Raw genomic sequence first — 18,209 nt, 5'->3', positions numbered from 1 at the left:
CGGCCGGATCAGCTACGGTCGCGAGTCTGGTACAACGACGGGTCGATACCCAGGGTCTTCAGGTACGCCACCGGTTCGATGCTCGAACCGTTGTTGCGTACCTCGAAGTGCAGATGCGGTCCGGTCGAATTTCCGGTACTGCCGACTGCGCCGAGTACGTCGCCCGGTGCCACTTCGTCTCCGACGGCGACGGCGATGCTGGACTGGTGGCCGTAGTAGGTCTCGGTGTTGCCGCTCTTGACTCGGACGAGCTTGCCGTAGCCGTCGCCTGCGTCTCCGGCCTGAACGACGGTTCCGCCGGTCACCGCGTGGATGGGCGTTCCGCTGTCTGCGGCGAAGTCCACGCCCTGGTGGTACTGCGCTCCGTTACCGGTCGGGTTGTTACGTCCGCCGTAGCCCGAACTGATGCGGTACTTGCCCGCGTCGATGGGGAGCACCGCCCCGCCGAGCCCCACGGTCGGGGGCGCGGTCGGGAGTTCGATCTCGGGCAGGTCTGCCGTGGACGGTGCGTCGGCGACGTCGGGTGCAGAGAGAACGTCGCTGTCCAGAACGATGGCTGCGACCTGATTGATGAGCACGCCGGTGGCGTCGAGAACGGCAGCGAGAATGGCGGCCCGTTGCTGCGCATCGGGCTGCGGTATGGGGATCTGAGGTAGTTCGATCGTGGGTTGAGCGGTGGCCACCGCCGGGCTGAGCACGCCGGTTGTGCCGATGCACAGTGCTGCCGACAAGATCGAACCCGCTATGACTCTGTGCATTCTGCGACCCACGAAAAGCCTCCTCGTCTGCGTCCTCCGCGCACCGTCGGATGGGTGCGCGCAGAACGTAAGAACATGTTCGGTGACGCTTCGGGGCACGCTGAACTCACGTAGCAAAAAACACATGAATCACATTGGTACTTTTCTTCCCCAAAAGTGCCATTGGTAACCGTACGTCACATTAACCCCACAGGAAACCTGAAAGTTGAATTACAACAACGTAATTCGAGGTCAGGGTGGATGTGGGGGGTGACGGGGCGGCCCTCTGGGCTGGGTGATGGACGCACGAAAAAGGCCGGTCTCGCGAGGAGACCGGCCTTGTTCGTATGGGGTGAGTGACGGGACTCGAACCCGCGACACCCAGGATCACAACCTGGTGCTCTACCAGCTGAACTACACCCACCATGTGCGCATCAGCAGAACCGTTTCGGGCTCTCCATCAGCAGCGTCGACAATACTAGCGGGTTGAATCCCGGGTTGCTAATCCGCCCCTGCTTGCGTGTCGAGATCGTGAACGACTGCGGCGATATCGCTGGTAGAGGGCCCTGGCTGCGCCACGAATGCCGTGCGGCGGTAGTACTTCAGCTCTTTGATCGACTCCTTGATGTCTGCCAGAGCCCGGTGGGCAAGGCCCTTGGGAGGCTGTCCGTAGTAGATCCGCGGGTACCACCGGCGGGAGAGTTCCTTGATGGAGCTCACGTCGATCATGCGGTAGTGGAGGTAGGTGTCGAGCGCGGTCATGTCGCGGGAGATGAATCCGCGATCGGTCGCGATCGAGTTTCCTGCGAGTGGAACGGTCCCGGCCACCGGGACATGCTCCTTGATGTACGCCAGAACGCGCTGCTCGGCTTCCTCCAGCGTCACCGTCGACGCCCGCACCTCGTCGGTCAAGCCCGACTTGGCGTGCATGTCGGTGACGACGGCAGGCATGTTCGCCAACGCGTCGTCGTCGGCGTGGATGACGATGTCGACACCCTCCCCGAGGATGTTGAGCTCACTGTCGGTCACCAGCGCCGCAATTTCGATCAGCTTGTCCTTGCTCAGGTCCAAGCCGGTCATTTCACAATCGATCCACACGAGTTTGTCCTGCACTCGCACCACACTAGTGCGAGCTGCGATGCCACTAGGGTTTGCGGTGGCGATCGAGCCAGATCAGCATCAGCACACGTTCATGGAGGACGCGGACATGACAGTCGACCCGACGCAGCCGGAACCTACGCTCAGCCCGGCAGAGAAGGCGAAGGCAGCCAAAGCCGCTGCCGTCGAAGCAGCACGGGTCGCAGCCGAAGCGCTGGCCGCCGCCGACGCCGCCGAAGCCGAAGCGCTGGCTGCGGAAAAGGGGCAGCCGCAGGCATCGACCGGCAGAGCCGCCGAGATCGCCGCCGGATACGCCTCGGAGGGTGCCGCGTTGGAATTGGGAACCGTGGTGCTGGACGGCGTCACCGATCCGTCTGCCCGCATCCGAATCCCGTTGGCCACGTTGAACAGACACGGCCTCGTGGCAGGAGCCACCGGAACCGGAAAGACCAAGACGCTGCAGGGTATTGCCGAACAGCTGTGCGCCGCAGGCGTCCCCGTGGTCATGGCCGACGTCAAAGGTGACCTGTCGGGCCTGTCGAAGCCAGGAGCGGACAACGAGAAGATTCGCAGCCGAGCAGCGGACACCGGTATTGCGGACTGGGCTCCCACCGGCCATCCGGTGGAGTTTCTCTCGCTCGGCACCGAGGGAATCGGGGTGCCGGTCCGCGCCACCATCACCGCCTTCGGGCCGATTCTGCTCAGTAAAGTGTTGGGGCTGAACACCACTCAGGAATCCACCCTGGGCTTGATCTTCCACTGGGCCGATTCTCAGGGGCTGGCCCTGCTCGATCTCAAGGACCTGCGATCGGTGATCATGCACCTGACCAGCGACGAGGGCAAGGCCGACCTGAAAGGCATCGGCGGCGTCTCCTCGGCAACCGCAGGCGTCATTCTGCGCGCGCTGGTCAACCTCGAAGCAGACGGCGGCGACACCTTCTTCGGCGAGCCCGAGCTCGAGACCGAGGACCTGCTGCGAGTCGGGCCGGACGGACGGGGCGTCATCACGCTGTTCGAGCTCGGAGCGCAGGCAGCACGGCCGGTGATGTTCTCCACCTTCCTGATGTGGGTGCTGGCCGACCTGTTCCAGACGCTGCCCGAGGTGGGCGATGTCGACAAACCCAAGCTGGTCTTCATCTTCGACGAGGCGCACCTGCTGTTCGCCGACGCGTCGAAAGCATTTCTGCAGCAGGTGGAGCAGACCGTCAAGCTCATCCGCTCGAAGGGGGTCGGCGTCTTCTTCTGCACGCAGCTACCCACCGACGTCCCCAACGACGTTCTCTCCCAGTTGGGCGCGCGAATTCAGCACGCACTGCGCGCCTTCACACCCGATGATCAGAAGGCGTTGAACAAGACGGTGCGCACGTACCCCAAGACCGACGCCTACGACCTCGAGAAGGCACTGACGTCCTTGGGTACCGGCGAGGCCATCGTGACGGTGCTTTCGGAGAAAGGTGCCCCGACGCCCGTGGCCTGGACCAAGATTCGCCCGCCGCGCTCGTTGATGGACACCATCGGCAACGACGCCATCGCGGCGGCCGCGTCGTCGAGCACACTGTCCGTGAAGTACCGGGAAACGGTCGATCGTGAGTCGGCCTACGAACGGATGAACGCTCGGGTGGCCAACGCGCCCGCTCCGGCCGAGAAGTTCGACATCCCGCCGCTGCCGGCCGATCTGCCGGATCTACCGCCGAGCGAGCCGGACGGCCCGTCGGCTGCCGAGCGCATCATGGGCAACCCCGCCGTCAAGAGCTTTCTCCGCTCGGCCGCCTCGGCTGCCGGGCGGGAAATTTCGCGCAGCATCTTCGGAACCGGACGTCGCCGCAGGCGCTGAGATCAGTTGCCCAGCTTCTTGTAGAAGCTGCCGATGATCGGAGCGGAGATGCTACGCGGGCTGTACTGCCCGGCCGCCGACATGCCCTTGCTGAGCAGGCCCGGTACGACGCGCATCTTGTTCTTCGCCAGGCCGTCGAGGGACAGCTTCGCGGTGTAGGCGCTGTCGATCCACAGAAAGTCGGGAACCATCTTGTCCACGATCGAGGCCTCGGCCGGATCGGGTGTCTCGGTGCGGACCGGTCCCGGAGCCAGCAGGGTGACGTTGACGCCGGTGCCCGCGAGCTCACCGCGGAGCGATTCGGAGAACGTGTTGACGAAGGCCTTGGTCGCGGCGTACGTCGCATTGTTGGGGATGGCCATGTTGCCTGCCGCCGAACCGGTGATGAGGATTCCACCTGCTCCGCGGCCGATCATGCCGGGCATGACGGCCAACGTGAGGTCGTGTACCGCAACGGCATTGAGCTCGACCTGGTCGCGCTCGTACGCTGGATCGAGACCGGCCACCGGTCCGAACGTCGCGATACCCGCGTTGTTGCACAGGATCGAGATCTCGCGCTCGGCCAGCTCGGTGACCAGTTCCTGTCGCTGCTGACGATTCGACAGATCCGACTGACGCACCTCGACGGTCACGCCGTGCTCGGCTGTGAGCTTGGCAGCCAATGCCTCGAGCAGCTCGCCGCGTCGGGCCACCACGATCAGGGAATGTCCGCGGACGGCGAGTTCGGTGGCCAGGGCTTCACCGATTCCGGAGGAGGCTCCGGTGACGACGGCGCGGGCATCTGGACTGGGCTTGGGCAGGCTCACGGTGAGACAGGCTAGCGGAAAAGATCAGATCGTGGCCGCGAGCCGGGTGCCTTGCTCGATGGCCCTCTTGGCGTCGAGCTCCGCTGCGACGTCCGCACCGCCGATGACGTGTGTGGTGGTCCCCGCGGCCTTCAGTTCGTCGACCAGGTCGCGTACCGACTCCTGGCCCGCGCAGATCACGATGGTGTCGACCTCGAGAACGCGCGACCGTTCGTGCTTGTCACCGAAGGAGATGTGCAGCCCCGCGTCGTCGATCTTCTCGTAGTTGACGCCCGAGAGCTGATGCACACCTTTGGCTTTCAGCGCAGCGCGATGGACCCAACCGGTCGTCTTCGCCAGCCCGGCCCCGATGCGTCCCGGCTTGCGTTGCAGTAGGTACACCTCACGCGGAGACGGTGCGGGCACCGGAGTCGTCAACGCCCCCGGCGCGGCCTCGGGCTCGGTGACGCCCCACTCCTGCTTCCATTCCTTCAGATCCAACGTGGGGGAGGCGTCGGTGGTGAGGAACTCGGAGATGTCGATACCGATTCCGCCGGCACCGATGACCGCGACCCGATCGCCGACGGGCCTGCCGTCGCGCACCAGTTCTGCGTACGACAGCACCGACGGATGCTCGATGCCGGGGATGTTCGGAATCCGGGGAGTGACGCCGGTGGCGAGTACCACCTCGTCGAACTCGCCCGCGATCAGTTCTGCGGCGGTGACCCTGGTGTCGAGGTGCATTGCGACGTCGGCGGAGCGCAGTGCGCTCGAGAAATACCGGATGGTCTCGGCGAATTCCTCCTTGCCGGGAATGAGCCGCGCGATACCGAACTGTCCACCGATCTCGCTTCTGGCCTCGAACAGGCTGACGGCATGTCCGCGTTGCGCGAGATTGAGTGCGGCAGCCAGGCCTGCGGGTCCGGCTCCGACGACCGCGACCTTCTTGGTCTTCTTCGTCGGCAGCAGCTGCAGGTCGATCTCACGTCCGGCACGAGGATTGACCAGGCAGGAGACCTTCTTGTGGACGAACGCGTGGTCGAGGCAGGCCTGATTGCAGGCAATGCAGGTGTTGATCCGGTCCGCCGAGTCGGTCGCGGCCTTCTCGACCCAGAACGGATCTGCGAGCATCGGCCTGGCCATTGCGATCAACTGTGCGTCGCCGCGGGCGAGGATGTTCTCGGCGATCTCGGGCATGTTGATGCGATTGGACGCGGCGACGGGGATGGCCACGTGCTTCTCGAGCTTGCCGGTGATGTCCGCGAATGCAGCCCGTGGTACCGAGGTGACGATGGTCGGCACTCGCGACTCGTGCCAGCCGATGTCGGTGTTGATGATGTTCGCACCCGCGGCTTCGACGTCCTGCGCCAGTGCGACGATGTCGTTCCAACTCTGGCCCTGCTCCACCAGATCGGCCATCGACAGCCGGAACACGATGAGGAAGTCCGGGCCCACGGCTGCCCTCGTCTGCCGCACGATCTCCACGGCCATTCGCCGGCGGTTCTCCGCCGAACCGCCCCACTCGTCTCGTCGCTTGTTGGTGCGCTCGGAGAGGAACTGGTTGATGAAGTAGCCTTCACCGCCCATGATCTCGACGCCGTCGTATCCGGCGCTCTGGGCGAGCCGAGCGCAGCGCACGAAGTTGCGGATCTGCCAGCGGACGCCCCGCGAGGTCAGTCGCCTGGGCCGAAAAGGGTTGATGGGGGCCTTGATCGACGACGCCGAGACGCTCAGCGGCTGATAGGAATAGCGCCCGGCATGAAGGATCTGCAGTGCGATCTTGCCGCCCTCGCGGTGCACGGCAGCGGTGATCCGTCGATGTCGGCGGGCTTCGATGCGATTGGTCAGCTTGGCCCCGAACGGCAACAGCCAGCCGGTGCGATTGGGGGCATAACCCCCGGTGATGATGAGTGCGACTCCGCCGCGGGCACGCTCGGCGAAGTAGGCCGCCAATCGGCCGGTGTCGCGGGCGCGATCTTCGAGGCCGGTGTGAATCGATCCCATGATCACGCGGTTCTTCAGCGTGGTTGCGCCGACATCCAACGGCGACAACAGAATCGGATACGGGCCAGCGGTCTGCTCGATCGTCACAGCTTCTCCAATACCTCGGTGCACCACTCGGTGAATCCTTCTTCGACGCGAATTCCGCCGCGCAGCACCAGATATTGATGCAGCGCGGTGCCGGTGAGGGCAGCGGGAGCCGGAAAATCCTGTTTCTCGATCAGTCGATAGACGTCGAGGCGGGTGGCATGTACATCGCGATGGCGGGCGACCTCGACCTTGAGAGCCTCGATGTCGCCGTTGGCCGCACCGCGGATCTTGACGGCCAGCTCCTCGCGTAATTGCGAAGGGTCGGTCGACGCGGCGATCCAGCGGTCGAGTTCGGCCCGGCCCGCAGCGCTGACGGAGTACACCTTCTTGTCCGGCCTGCCGTCCTGCGCGACCGCCTCGCCGGTGATCCACCCGGCCCCGTCCATTCTCGTCAGAGTCCGATAGATCTGCTGATGCGTTGCGCTCCAGAAGAACCCGATGGACTTGTCGAAGCGACGGGCGAGCTCGTATCCCGAGCCGCTGAGCTCGGTCAGGGAAACCAGGATCGCGTGTTCCAAAGCCACACCCGAGAGTATGTATGCAACGCGGTGCTTATGCAACTAGGTGCACCTGGGCGCGAGTCCGACGCGGACTAGTGTTGGCAAACATGGGAACCCAGCCGGAGGCCGCTGTCGTCGGAGTCGCCACAACGCGCAAGCAGGTCACCGCCTGGGGGTTCTGGGACTGGGGCTCGGCGGCGTTCAACGCCGTTGTTCTCACGTTCGTGTTCTCGGTGTATCTCACCGATGCAGTCGGCGACGACCTACCCGGTTCGATCTCGGCCACCACCTGGTTCAGTTGGACGATTGCCGTGTCCAGCGTTGTGATCGCGCTCCTCGCACCGGTCTGCGGGCAATACTTCGACGCGCGTGGCAAACGCAAGTGGCTGCTCGGAGTGTTGACCACGCTGACGGTCGTCGCCATGGCAGGCCTGTTCTTCGTCCGAGACGACTACCACTATCTCTGGCTGGGCCTGCTGCTGCTCGGTCTCGGGTCCATCATGTTCGAGCTGGCCAGCATCCCCTACAACTCGATGCTGCGGCAGGTCTCCACGCCGGAGAACATCGGCCGGGTATCCGGGTTCGGTTGGTCCATGGGCTATTTCGGCGGAATCGTACTGCTGCTTCTGTGCTACGTCGGCTTCATCGCCGGCGATGGCGACACCCGCGGGGTTCTGGGTCTGAGTACCGACGGTGGACTCAACATCCGACTCGTCGCGCTGCTCGCTGCCGTGTGGTTCGCCGTCTCGGCCGTCCCGGTGATGTTCTCCGTTCCCGAAGTGCCGCGAGCCGTCGCCGATCCGAAGGCCGCCGAAGCCGGGTTCGCGGCCTCGTACCGTGTTCTGTTTCGCGATGTCCGTGAGCTGTGGAGCGCAGACCGGCGCGCCGTGTACTACCTGATCGCCAGTGCACTGTTCCGAGACGGACTTGCAGGTGTCTTCACCTTCGGGGCCGTTCTCGCCGTCAGTGTCTACGGCATCGGTGCGGGTGACGTTCTGCTGTTCGGCGTCGCCGCCAACGTCATCGCAGGCCTCGGTGCCATCGTCGCCGGGCGGTTCGACGACAGAATCGGACCCAAGAAGGTCATCGTCTTCTCGCTCACGTCCATGATCGCGGCCGGAACCGTTCTGCTGTTCGTCTCGGGACCGACGATGTTCTGGATCTTCGGGCTGATCCTGTGCCTGTTCGTCGGACCAGCGCAGTCGTCCGCTCGCACCTTCCTGGCCCGGTTGGCTCCGCCGGGACGAGAAGGTCAGTTCTTCGGACTGTTCGCGACGACGGGTCGTGCCGCGTCGTTCCTCGCACCGTCTCTGTTCGGCCTGTTCGTGTGGATGTTCGACGCCGACCGCGCGGGTATCGCCGGGTTGATCATCGTTCTCGCTGCCGGTCTGCTGGCGTTGCTGAAGGTGCGGGCTCCGGATCAGGTCTGAACGGAGTCGATACGGGCCAGGATCTCGGCCGTGAGTTCCAGTGGGGCTTCCTCCGGGATCCAGTGCGAGATGCCGTCCAGTTCGACGAATCGGTATGGTGCATCGACGAATTCGCCGCAGCGCTCCGCTCCCGCTCGACCGATGGCGGTGTCGCCGTTGCTCCAGACGTATGTGGTGGGCACGGTCACCGGCGTCAGGTTCGCGAACTCTCTGGTCATCGCGGCATACCAACTCGATGCGGCCGTCAGCGCCCCGGGGACGGTGAGATGACGAACGTACTCGTCGTCGAGGCTCTCGGCACCGAACATCGCGCGCAGACGCTGCGCGTCGTTCTCCACCAGAACTCGCTCGGCCTTCTCCGGCTCCCGAAGCAGGCCGAAGTACTTCGACCGCTCCTGCTGATCCGGATCCTGACGGATGGCCCAGTTGAATGCAGCCGAATGCGGGACCGACGCCGTGGTGAGCGTGGGCACGCGGTCCGGATGCTCGGCCGCCACGTGCCAGGCGACCACCGCACCCCAGTCGTGTCCGACCAGATGCGCCGAGGGCACCTCGAGTGCGTCGAGCAGGCCGAGAACGTCGCCGGTGAGACGTTCGATGCGATAGTGCTCGACACCGATCGGGCGGGCACCGGGGGAGTAGCCCCGCTGGTTCGGGGCGATCACACGACAGCCTGCGTCCACCAAGCCGGGCGTCACCGCGGTCCACGACGCGTTGGTCTGCGGAAAGCCGTGCAGTGCAACCACCGGAACACCGTCCGACGGACCCGATATCGCAACGTCGAACACGTACTCGCCGACTCGTACCTCGGTCATGAACATCCCTTCGCGGCCGTCTCGTTCTCGAACGGTCAAGCCCGTCGTGGTTCCCATCGGCTCATTCCGAGCATGATCATGCGGATCTGCTTCTCGGTCCGCTGAATCAGGTCCTTCTCGTTCTGACTACCCGGCCTGTCGATTTCCAACAGTCCGACCACCGCGGTGAGCATCGTCGAGACGAGTAGGTCGGCCGTCATCTCGAGGTCGGCGACGTCCCACTGCTCGAGGCCGGGCATGCGGGAGAGGTCGATGGTCAGCTCGCTGACGAACAGGCGTAGCTCGGTGGCGAAGGCGCGCCGCACCTCGGTGACGCCGCCGTACCGTTCACGACTGAGAAATCGGAACTGATCCTCGTGGGTACGAACCTGGCGGACCAGGATGCCGAAGGATTCGGTGGCGGTCGTGGCGCTCGGGTTGCGTCGAGCGTCGCGCAGCATCTGCCGCAGCATGCGCATGCTGTCCTCGACGAGCGCGACGCCGAGGTCCTCCATGGACGCGAAGTGTCGGTAGAACGCGGTGGGGACGATGCCGGCGGATCGGGCGACCTCACGCAGGCTGACGCTGGCGAAAGAGCGTTCGCGTAGCAGGTCGAGGGTGCCCTCGATCAATGCCTGACGCGTGCGTTCCTTGCGCTCGGCACGGGTCCCCGGTTCTGTCACAACGTCCAGTTTATGGGCGCGCATTCTGTGATCTCCCTTCCGGTTCCTCCCCGACACCCACGGAACGGTCGATTCGCTCTGTAACGGCTGTCACATAAACGTTGACAGGTACCGGTGTCGCTCTGCCACACTCATGTTAGTGCACAATCGTTCACTGAATGGGTCGTAGGTTTCGATCCGGTTAGGGAGGATGGAATGACGCTTCAAGAACGTCCGCCGCGGACCTCGGGTTTGCGCAAGTTCTCGCTTCTTTCCCTGTTCGAGGCCATGGCCACACCCCACGCGCTCGACCGGTACCTCGAACTGGTCGATCCCATGACGACCGTTCGAGACCTGCGCGGTGAGGTTACTGCGATACACCGGTCCACCGAAGAATCGTTGACTCTCACCATCCGCCCCACGCGTCAGTGGAAGGGATTCAAGGCCGGCCAGTTCGTTCAGGTCGGCGTCGTGATCGACGGTGTTCGTCACACCCGCTGCTATTCGCCTGCCTGCTCGCAGTACCGCAAGGACGGCCGGATCGAACTGACGATCAAGGCGCATCCCGAGGGGCTGGTCTCGCAGTACCTGCACAAGAACGCGCACGTCGGTCTGGTGGTCAGCCTGTCGCAGGCGGACGGCACGTTCGAGCTTCCCGAACCACGCCCGGCGAAGACGTTGCTGATCAGCGGTGGCAGCGGCATCACGCCGGTGCTGTCGATGCTCAGGTCGCTGCTGGACGAGGGGTACAGCAGCGACCTGACCTTCCTGCACTACGCGTTCACCGAGAACGACGTGGCGTACAAGAAGGACCTGGAGAAGATCGCTGCAGAGCACGAGAACGTGAACATCGTCTTCGCGTACACCGAGCAGAAGACGGGCGGCGACCTGTACGGGTTCTTCGGCCAGGAACATCTCGACGCAGTGGCCCCGTGGTTCGCCGAGGCCGACACGTTCCTGTGTGGACCTCCTGGGCTCATGAAGGGCGTGACGTCGTTCTTCGACGACGCAGGATTGAGCGAGCGGCTGCACCTCGAGGAATTCACGCCCTCGTTCGCCACCGTCAGTGACGACGTCACCGGAACCACGACGTTCTCCGGCAGCGATGTGACCTCGGAGAACGACGGCGAGACGCTGCTCGAACAGGCCGAGGCGGCGGGCCTCTCACCGGCGAACGGATGCCGGATGGGAATTTGCTTCACCTGCACCTCGGTGAAGAAGTCCGGCTGCACCAAGAACATCAAGACCGGTGAGACCGACACCGAATCCGACAAGAAGATCCAGCTGTGCGTGTCCGTTGCCGTGGGCGACGTCGACATCGACATCTAGATCCACCCCTGACACCGACAGTCCAGACCCATCTCGACCCGATCGAATTGGAGACCAGCAGATGCTCGGAACGATTCTCTCGATCCTGCCCACCACAGTCCTTCCCTTCCGCCGCAACGAGACGTTGCCGGACGAGCCGACCGTGCTGACCTACGAACAGGTCCAGGAACTCGGCCGCGAGCTCGACGATCTGCGCGCCCGCACCGTCGCCAAGCTCGGCGACGAGGACCGCGAATACATCTACAAGATCATCAAGGCCCAGCGCGGCCTCGAGATCACCGGACGCGCACTGATGTACCTGCCCTTCCTGCCGCCTGCGTGGCTGGCCGGAGTCGGTGCCCTCGGTGTTGCGAAGATCCTGGACAACATGGAGATCGGCCACAACGTCATGCACGGCCAGTACGACTGGATGCGTGAGCCCGGCCTGAACTCCGAGGTGTTCGAGTGGGACACCGTCTGCCCGGCGGATCAGTGGAAGCATTCGCACAACTACATGCACCACACCTTCACCAACATCGTCGGCATGGACCGCGACATCGGTTACGGCGTGCTGCGGATGGACCAGGAGCAGAAGTGGAACCCGTACTACCTCGGTAACCCGGTCTACGCGTTCCTGCTGATGACGTTCTTCGAGTGGGGCGTGATGCTGCACGACCTCGAAACCGAGAACATCGTGGCGGGCAAGCGCAAGTGGCACGACGTGAAGCCGCTGCTGCAGGGCATGTGGCGCAAGGCGGGCAAGCAGGCGCTCAAGGACTACGTGATCTTCCCGGCGCTGACCGGGCCGTTCTTCGTCTCGACCGTGGTCGGTAACGTGGCCGCGAACCTCATCCGCAACGTGTGGACCTACTCGATCATCTTCTGTGGACACTTCCCGACCGGAGTCCAGACGTTCAGCCAGGAAGAGACCGCAGAGGAGACCCGCGGCGAGTGGTACGTGCGCCAGATGCTGGGTTCGGCCAACATCGAGGGCACTCCGCTGTTCCACATCATGTCGGGCAACCTCTCGCACCAGATCGAGCACCATCTGTTCCCCGACCTGCCTGCGCATCGGTACCCGCAGATCGCGCCCGAGGTCAAGGCCCTGTGCGAGAAGTACGATCTCCCGTACAACACCGGCGGCTTCTTCCACCAGATCGGCACGGTGTGGGGCAAGATCTTCAAGCTCGCGCTGCCCAATTCGCTCACGGGATCGGCGGCGCCGGCCGGTGTTATCGTCGAGCGTAAGAAGACCAGCGCAGCGTGACGACTTCGAAGGGGGCGGTCCTGTTGGTAGGAAAGTTCGAGCGCAACAAGGACACCGTGCAGGAATTCACCGAATCTGCCGCGACTCACGTCGGCCGGATCGTGGTGATCATCGCCGGAGCCGTCCGCGACGTCACTCGTGAAATCGGTGACCTGATCACCGACGGAATCGAGATGCGCGAGGCCGCGAAGAAGGCGGAGCGTGACGCCCCGCTTGGCACCGTGATCAACGGTGAGTTCGAGACCCGCGAACGGTAGAGCGGTACAAGATCGACGCAGCGCCGCCCGAGCATCACTCGGGCGGCGCTGTCGTGTGTCCACGCTCAGCGTGCGCGCAGCCGCCACAACGACGTGGTCTCGCGCGAGCGCGCCTCGTGCAGCACATCGGAGCTGTCGGTGACGCGTGAGTGCGTCGGGGTGGTGTCGGTGCGGCCGACGACGGCCAGACCCGCAGCGTCGATGGCGGTGAGAAGGTCGGCGCGAGTGACCAGTTCGAGCAGTTCGGCGAGGTCGGAAACCACCAGCCATGCTTCACCGTCAGGCGTCAGGTGCCCGCGGAGCCGGCTCAGGAAGGATTTGAGCATTCGAGACCCGGGGTCGTACACCGCATGTTCGATGCCCGATGTCGGTTTCGTGGGGATCCAGGGCGGATTGCACACGATCAGTCCCGCGCGGCCGGACGGGAAGATGTCGGCCTGCACCACCTCGACTCGATCGGCGTACCCGAGAGCATCGATGTTGGCTCGTGCGCACGCGACCGACCGCGGATCCTTGTCGGTCGCGACCACCGAGGTCACCCCGCGCCGGGCGAGTACCGCAGCCAGCACGCCCGAGCCGGTGCCGATGTCGAACGCTCGGTCCGTGTCCGGCAGCGGGGCGTCGGCGACGAGCCGAACGTACTCGCCGCGGACAGGGGAGAAGACTCCGTAGTGCGGATGGATCGAGGCGTCGAGCGCCGGAACGAAGACGCCCTTGCGTCGCCACTCGTGTGCGCCGACCATCCCGAGCAGTTCGCGCAACGACAGCACGCACGGCGCGGCGTCCGGGCCGAGAGCGTCCGTCACGGCCGCCCGCACGTCCGGTGCCCGGCCGAGATCGAGACGGACATCCGAATCGAGTTCCACCAGAAGCATTCCCAGCACTCGCGCACGTCGCGCTTGGTACTGGCGGTGCAGATGGAACCGCTCCGCACCCGACGCGGCCGGCAGGTGTTTCGCTGCCGGTACCCGCCGGGCCATCGCCGTCAACAGCTGTCGTGCGTTGTTGTAATCGCCGCGCCACAACAACGCCTCACCGATCGTGGCCATCTTGTACGCGACGTCGGCGGTGGTCGAATCGTTCACGATCCGCACCACGCGCGGTGGGGGAGCGCCGTTCTCGGACTGCCAGCGAGACGTCCGCTCGCTACCGTCCTCGGTCCAGCCGATGATCGACGCTGCGTCCTCGTTCATGCGGCGGTGTGCGGGTACTCCGCACTGCGGTGTTGGAACGCAAGGATATTGGGGTTGACGATGACGCCGCTCCTGATCTCGATCGATCGCTCGATGGTGGCATCACGGCTCCAGGCCGAGGGGCCGTCGAGGACGGTTCGCAGGTACGGCAGCAACGATTCGCTGATCTCCCAGGTGGCCGAGTTCCACAGATAGGACGGGCTGTGGTCGACGGCGTAGTACTTGACGTTGTCGCCGACGGTGAACATGGGATCGGTGAACGAGGTGGGTCTGGCCCATTCGAAGCCCATTCCCTCGTCGCAGGAGACGTCGACCACGAGAGTTCCCGGTGCGAGAGTGGGCAGATCGTCGTTCGTCAGGAACGTCAACGGTGCATTGGTGTCCTGCAGAACACAATTGACGATCACGTCGTGGTCGGCGAGGAACTGGGACAGCGGCACCCGTCCCTCGGGCGTGAGAGCTCGGCTTCGTCGGGGATCGGCGTCGTCGAGATCGAAGTTCACGATGTTGGCCGAATGAATGGGCGACCCGACGGCCGTGACACCGCGTTGTGTCAGGACGTCGACGTCGTGGATGCCGTGCGCGTTCAGAGCGGTGACGGCACCGCGGGCCGTGGCCCCGAAACCGATGACCGCGGCACGCAACCGTCGGCCGTAATCGCCCGTGGAACCGATCAGCTGCAGTGCGTGCAGCACCGAGCAGTAGCCGGCCAATTCGTTGTTCTTGTGGAACACATGGAGATTGAACCAGCCGTCCTGCGTCCAGTGGTTCATGGCCTCGAACGCGATCAGTGTCAGTTTGCGTTCGACGGCGATCTGGGTGAGGGCTCGATCCTGGACGCAGTGCGGCCAACCCCACAGGGTCTGCCCGGGGCGAAGCGCGGCGAGATCCTCGGCCTGCGGCTTCGGCAGCAGGATCACATCGCAGCGAGCGATGAGTTCGTCGCGCGTGTGAATGCCCGCTACCTGGGTGGCCAGATGTTCGTCGGAGATTCCGAACGGTTCGCCGTAGCCCGATTCGAGAAACATGCGGGCTCGGATGTCGGCATCGATGCGATCGAGATGAAGTGGATGAATCGGCAGTCGCCGCTCATTCGGCTTGCGTGAACGTGAGAGGACTCCGAGAGTGAGCTGATGCACGTGTGACCCTTCGTTACCGTCGAGTCAACCACAGTGGGCCGAGGCGTCACGTGTTCGTGCTGGTCAGAGTGTGCGCCTGCGTGAATCGCTTTCACGCAAGGATACCCCGTTAGCGGTGCTGGATCGGGAGGTTGAGCTGCCTAGTTCGCCGGCCACGGACGGCGACGAACCGCAGGTCAGACTGGAGGAACGTCACTATCAACCCCAGCGTCGGCTCAGTGAATCGGAAGTGGATCTGCTGGTTTCGGAGTACGAAGCCGGCAAAACAGCTCCGGAGGTAGCCGAGCTGTTCGGGATCCATCGGCAGACCGTTGCGCGGCTGTTGGCGAGCAGGGGAGTGACGACTCGTTCGCGCGCTCGGATCGATGCCAAGCTCCTTGCGGAATTGACCTGGCACTACGAACGCGGGAGGTCCACCGTGGAGCTGGGACGGCAGTACGGGCTCGCTGCGAGCAGTGTCGGCAAGGCGTTGAAGAAGTCCGGCGTGACGCTCCGGCAGCCGAAGTTCAATCGGTGGGCAGCCCGAGACGAGTAGTTACGTTCAGGCAGCTCGGTCGTCGGCTTCGTGTGGATCATCGTGTTCAGGTGGCTTGCTCTCCTCCATTGCGAGTGCGACGAGAACCTTCGCAATCTGGTGGAGGTCGGGCTGTGGTTCGAGGACTGAGCGGACGTAGATGACCCCGCAGCCTCTGGTCATAGTCGACGGGGGAACGTACATTTCACCGCGCATAGCATCGCCGTCCGGACGTATCCGACTTTGCCTTAAGCGCCGACAAATGGTTGAGGAGTAGGGAAACACGCCTTGATGCTCTAACCAGACCGTTCTTAGCCGGTGGTGCTAGGTAAAGAATGCGGGCGAAATAGTTCAAGGCATATCAACCGCACACGACTACATCTGGAGTAGCTCTCGCATCGTCTTTTGACCCAAATAACTTTCTAGCGAATGCTCTCCTTCATGGCGTGATCCTGACTTCGCTAGTCTGCCAATTTGCTGTCCGACAAGAACCTCCCATGGCTTATCTGAGCCAAGAATTTGACCTACAAGAATCATACGAATTTCCTTTAGGTCAAACCCCTTTCGATCCAAACCGCCGTTTTGAAACTCTAAAACTTTGGAAGACTTTAGATGATCGGGATACCTATCAATCCAATCTCCAATGCTTTGCACTACCTCTGTCCACGACAAATTGACTGCCGCTAGAACGTCGTCGCAAAGTAGTAAATTCTCTGCTGCTCGGCACGATAGCCGCATCCGCTTCACGGGCCAAACATCCACTATAGCCTCAGGAGAATCATCGCGATCACGGAGGGAGAAACCCACGGCACCATCATATACCGAGTTAAGCACCTGACCTAATCTAGTCTCGTAACCGTCCATCATGGACACCCCACCGCACTCCACCGGATACATACGCAAATTTCCTTGGGCTGTCCTAACCGCCTGCTGCCAGATTCGGACATCGTCCTCACCTTCAACCAAAAGGGTTGGCGAATCACTGAACACCCGCGTCAACGGATGTGCACCAAATACGGGAAGGAGCTGACGATACATATCGTCAATTGGCTCGAACAGAAAGCTCTTTTGGCGAGCCGTCATTAGACAGACCGCAGCGTCTGTGTACTTGGCCAGCTCGCCAAGTATCGGTGTGCTGTGAGTGGCGAGCAGAACATCAAAGTCGAAGCGCTCGACGAGGTCTTTTAGGAAAATCATCAAGCGACTCTGAAGATCGGGATGCAGGTGAACGTCCGGTTCGTCAAGAATAAGTAAGCCACGGCCATCTTTGGACACCTTTTGCGCAAACACTAAACATTCAATTGCTAGTGATATTAATTCAGATTCGCCGCTACTTATATCCTTGGCTGGGATTTCACTACCTGTCGTCTTATCGTACATCTTGAACGCTACGTCAGTGCCCGTGGACTTTATTTCAATGTTATCTAACAATCCATTTATTTGGCCCAGATAATCCGAGAAAAACAGGTCCACTTTCAGGCCCATCTTTGTTTGCTGTTCAACCGTCCGAAGCACACCAAGCTCTAGCTGCCGGTATTGGGCAACCGTTTGTTCTCTGAATTGATTGAATCTGTTGGCGCGGCGAGTGTCGTCAATCCAGGTTGGAATCTGAGCCATGTTGGTGTCGACGGTTGGTTCATAAGACAAGGTGCCACCACGTTCAGGGGTAATATATTTTGACTGCGTCCAGTCGCTGGTCGCCGCAGGAACGCCAGCATCTATGCGTTTCAAGACGGTGCTTTTACCGCTTCCGTTTTTGCCAAGCAAAACGTTGATTCTCGACATGCCGTTGAAATTATAATCACCGAAATTTACAGTCACGCCATTACCGTCTTTCTAAATTGCACTCCTTTAGAGCCACGGTACACTAGGTAACCGACGTGTACCTGTAACACGGGAAGAGTCACCACATCACTACCCTGCCCTCAGCAGCTGTCCGCAGATCACGGTTCAACTGCGGCGTTGATTGCGATCTTCTCTAGTCAAGCCGGAGTGAAATCGTCGACCAGCGTCAGCGTCACGTGACCACCCTGACCGAGCGCTGACTTGTACGGCGAATCGCGGGCTAAATCGAGCAAAAGCAGTCGGAGCCTCGCCGGTCCCTCCAGTGCATTCAGGTCCGCGTTGACAACGCACGAGCGCTCTCGAGGACCGTGCGCATCTCTGCGCCATCGAGAGGGTAATTACTCCGCTCAGAGTTTCAGGGTGCGAGCGCGCTGCTGTGCGGCCACGGCTGCCTGCTGCTCGTGTGCGAAGAGCAGACGGGGTCTGTGACGCTTCTCCTGTTCGAGCGAATTCGGACAGTAGGTCCTCCCGATATCGCCCAGATGGCTGCATGTTCGTCGGGTGCACGAAGGCAAAGATATCGCGGGTTTCGCTGTAAGTACGGGACAGGTTCGCGGACGTACCGCACGCCCTGTTGACGGCCAGGATCTCAAAATTCGTGTCGTGAACGAGCGCGGGAAGCGGGATGTTTTCAACAAGCTGCTGCGCAGAGTCATTAGTGACGCATCTTCGCTGCCGCATGTCTTCACCTGCACAGAGTAAGCGGGCAGCGTTCGCCGTCCACCAAGAAGTTACCGGTTGGTAAGCAACGCCAC

Annotated in this window: 16 protein-coding genes and 1 tRNA gene; 6 read left to right on the top strand and 11 right to left on the bottom strand. The window is 62.7% G+C overall.

All coding sequences use genetic code 11. The features are described from left to right. Positions 1 to 8 precede the first annotated feature (8 nt). The 3 genes from CH249_RS01530 to orn form a co-directional block, all read right to left on the bottom strand. The gene (locus CH249_RS01530; protein ID WP_032394623.1) at positions 9 to 770 is read right to left on the bottom strand and encodes a M23 family metallopeptidase; all 762 of its coding nucleotides are present in this window, start codon (positions 768 to 770) and stop codon (positions 9 to 11) included. A gap of 315 nt (positions 771 to 1,085) precedes the next feature. After that, positions 1,086 to 1,161: transfer RNA gene (locus tag CH249_RS01525), tRNA-His, on the bottom strand. Between the two features lie 77 nt (positions 1,162 to 1,238). After that, complete coding sequence (gene orn / locus CH249_RS01520; protein WP_094658041.1) at positions 1,239 to 1,850, bottom strand: oligoribonuclease; 612 nt, start codon at positions 1,848 to 1,850, stop codon at positions 1,239 to 1,241. A 94-nt stretch (positions 1,851 to 1,944) separates the two neighbouring features. Here orn and CH249_RS01515 point away from each other — a divergent pair, with 94 nt between their 5' ends. Next, the gene (locus tag CH249_RS01515) at positions 1,945 to 3,669 is read left to right on the top strand and encodes a helicase HerA-like domain-containing protein (protein WP_094682714.1); all 1,725 of its coding nucleotides are present in this window, start codon (positions 1,945 to 1,947) and stop codon (positions 3,667 to 3,669) included. A gap of 2 nt (positions 3,670 to 3,671) precedes the next feature. Here the strand turns inward: CH249_RS01515 and cmrA are convergent, their stop codons facing one another. Genes cmrA through CH249_RS01500 form a run of 3 tightly spaced genes read right to left on the bottom strand, consistent with a single transcriptional unit; the run spans position 3,672 to position 7,069 of the window. Continuing rightward, a complete protein-coding gene (gene cmrA, locus CH249_RS01510; RefSeq protein WP_032394622.1) occupies positions 3,672 to 4,475 on the bottom strand; it encodes a mycolate reductase in 804 nt (267 codons plus the stop codon). A gap of 24 nt (positions 4,476 to 4,499) precedes the next feature. Then, positions 4,500 to 6,545, bottom strand: coding sequence for an NADPH-dependent 2,4-dienoyl-CoA reductase (locus tag CH249_RS01505; RefSeq protein WP_179273101.1), 2,046 nt, complete (start codon positions 6,543 to 6,545; stop codon positions 4,500 to 4,502). Next, positions 6,542 to 7,069 (bottom strand): PadR family transcriptional regulator, encoded by a 528-nt coding sequence (locus tag CH249_RS01500; protein ID WP_094682631.1) that lies wholly within the window; start codon positions 7,067 to 7,069, stop codon positions 6,542 to 6,544. Before CH249_RS01500 ends, CH249_RS01505 begins: the two co-directional genes overlap by 4 nt. 83 nt (positions 7,070 to 7,152) lie before the next feature. On the opposite strand from CH249_RS01500, the gene CH249_RS01495 reads away from it, so the two are divergent. After that, positions 7,153 to 8,475 (top strand): MFS transporter, encoded by a 1,323-nt coding sequence (locus CH249_RS01495; RefSeq protein ID WP_094631044.1) that lies wholly within the window; start codon positions 7,153 to 7,155, stop codon positions 8,473 to 8,475. Here CH249_RS01495 and CH249_RS01490 read toward each other — a convergent pair. Both CH249_RS01490 and CH249_RS01485 read right to left on the bottom strand, forming a co-directional pair. Continuing rightward, positions 8,466 to 9,296 (bottom strand): alpha/beta fold hydrolase, encoded by an 831-nt coding sequence (locus CH249_RS01490; protein ID WP_094682630.1) that lies wholly within the window; start codon positions 9,294 to 9,296, stop codon positions 8,466 to 8,468. The genes CH249_RS01495 and CH249_RS01490 overlap by 10 nt on opposite strands. A gap of 29 nt (positions 9,297 to 9,325) precedes the next feature. Then, the gene (locus CH249_RS01485) at positions 9,326 to 9,976 is read right to left on the bottom strand and encodes a TetR family transcriptional regulator (protein ID WP_254924267.1); all 651 of its coding nucleotides are present in this window, start codon (positions 9,974 to 9,976) and stop codon (positions 9,326 to 9,328) included. A 171-nt stretch (positions 9,977 to 10,147) separates the two neighbouring features. Between CH249_RS01485 and CH249_RS01480 the strand changes: the two genes are divergently transcribed. The 3 genes from CH249_RS01480 to CH249_RS01470 all read left to right on the top strand — a co-directional run bounded on the left by CH249_RS01480 (position 10,148) and on the right by CH249_RS01470 (position 12,763). Then, positions 10,148 to 11,260, top strand: coding sequence for a ferredoxin reductase (locus CH249_RS01480; RefSeq protein ID WP_094631046.1), 1,113 nt, complete (start codon positions 10,148 to 10,150; stop codon positions 11,258 to 11,260). A gap of 61 nt (positions 11,261 to 11,321) precedes the next feature. Further along, complete coding sequence (locus tag CH249_RS01475; RefSeq protein WP_032394619.1) at positions 11,322 to 12,506, top strand: acyl-CoA desaturase; 1,185 nt, start codon at positions 11,322 to 11,324, stop codon at positions 12,504 to 12,506. A gap of 23 nt (positions 12,507 to 12,529) precedes the next feature. Then, entirely contained in the window at positions 12,530 to 12,763 is a 234-nt protein-coding gene (locus tag CH249_RS01470) for a hypothetical protein (protein WP_032394788.1), read from the top strand. A gap of 65 nt (positions 12,764 to 12,828) precedes the next feature. Here CH249_RS01470 and CH249_RS01465 read toward each other — a convergent pair whose 3' ends face one another. Together CH249_RS01465 and CH249_RS01460 are read right to left on the bottom strand one after the other, a co-directional pair. Further along, complete coding sequence (locus tag CH249_RS01465) at positions 12,829 to 13,956, bottom strand: class I SAM-dependent methyltransferase (protein WP_052049350.1); 1,128 nt, start codon at positions 13,954 to 13,956, stop codon at positions 12,829 to 12,831. Beyond that, positions 13,953 to 15,095 carry a N(5)-(carboxyethyl)ornithine synthase gene (locus CH249_RS01460; RefSeq protein WP_094647508.1) on the bottom strand — a complete coding sequence of 381 codons (1,143 nt, stop codon included), beginning with the start codon at positions 15,093 to 15,095 and terminating at the stop codon, positions 13,953 to 13,955. Before CH249_RS01460 ends, CH249_RS01465 begins: the two co-directional genes overlap by 4 nt. A gap of 229 nt (positions 15,096 to 15,324) precedes the next feature. Between CH249_RS01460 and CH249_RS01455 the strand changes: the two genes are divergently transcribed. Further along, positions 15,325 to 15,630 carry a hypothetical protein gene (locus CH249_RS01455; RefSeq protein ID WP_143544344.1) on the top strand — a complete coding sequence of 102 codons (306 nt, stop codon included), beginning with the start codon at positions 15,325 to 15,327 and terminating at the stop codon, positions 15,628 to 15,630. Positions 15,631 to 15,984: 354 nt separating this feature from the next. Here the strand turns inward: CH249_RS01455 and CH249_RS01450 are convergent, their stop codons facing one another. Further along, on the bottom strand, positions 15,985 to 17,430 hold the full coding sequence (locus tag CH249_RS01450) for an ATP-dependent endonuclease (protein WP_143544343.1): 1,446 nt from the start codon (positions 17,428 to 17,430) through the stop codon (positions 15,985 to 15,987). Positions 17,431 to 18,209: the final 779 nt, after the last annotated feature.

It is taken from the genome of Rhodococcus sp. 05-2255-3B1 (genome assembly GCF_002258545.1).
Classification (GTDB): domain Bacteria; phylum Actinomycetota; class Actinomycetes; order Mycobacteriales; family Mycobacteriaceae; genus Rhodococcoides.
Note: the sequence above shows the minus strand (reverse complement) of the source record. Positions and strands in the feature narration are given on the sequence as shown.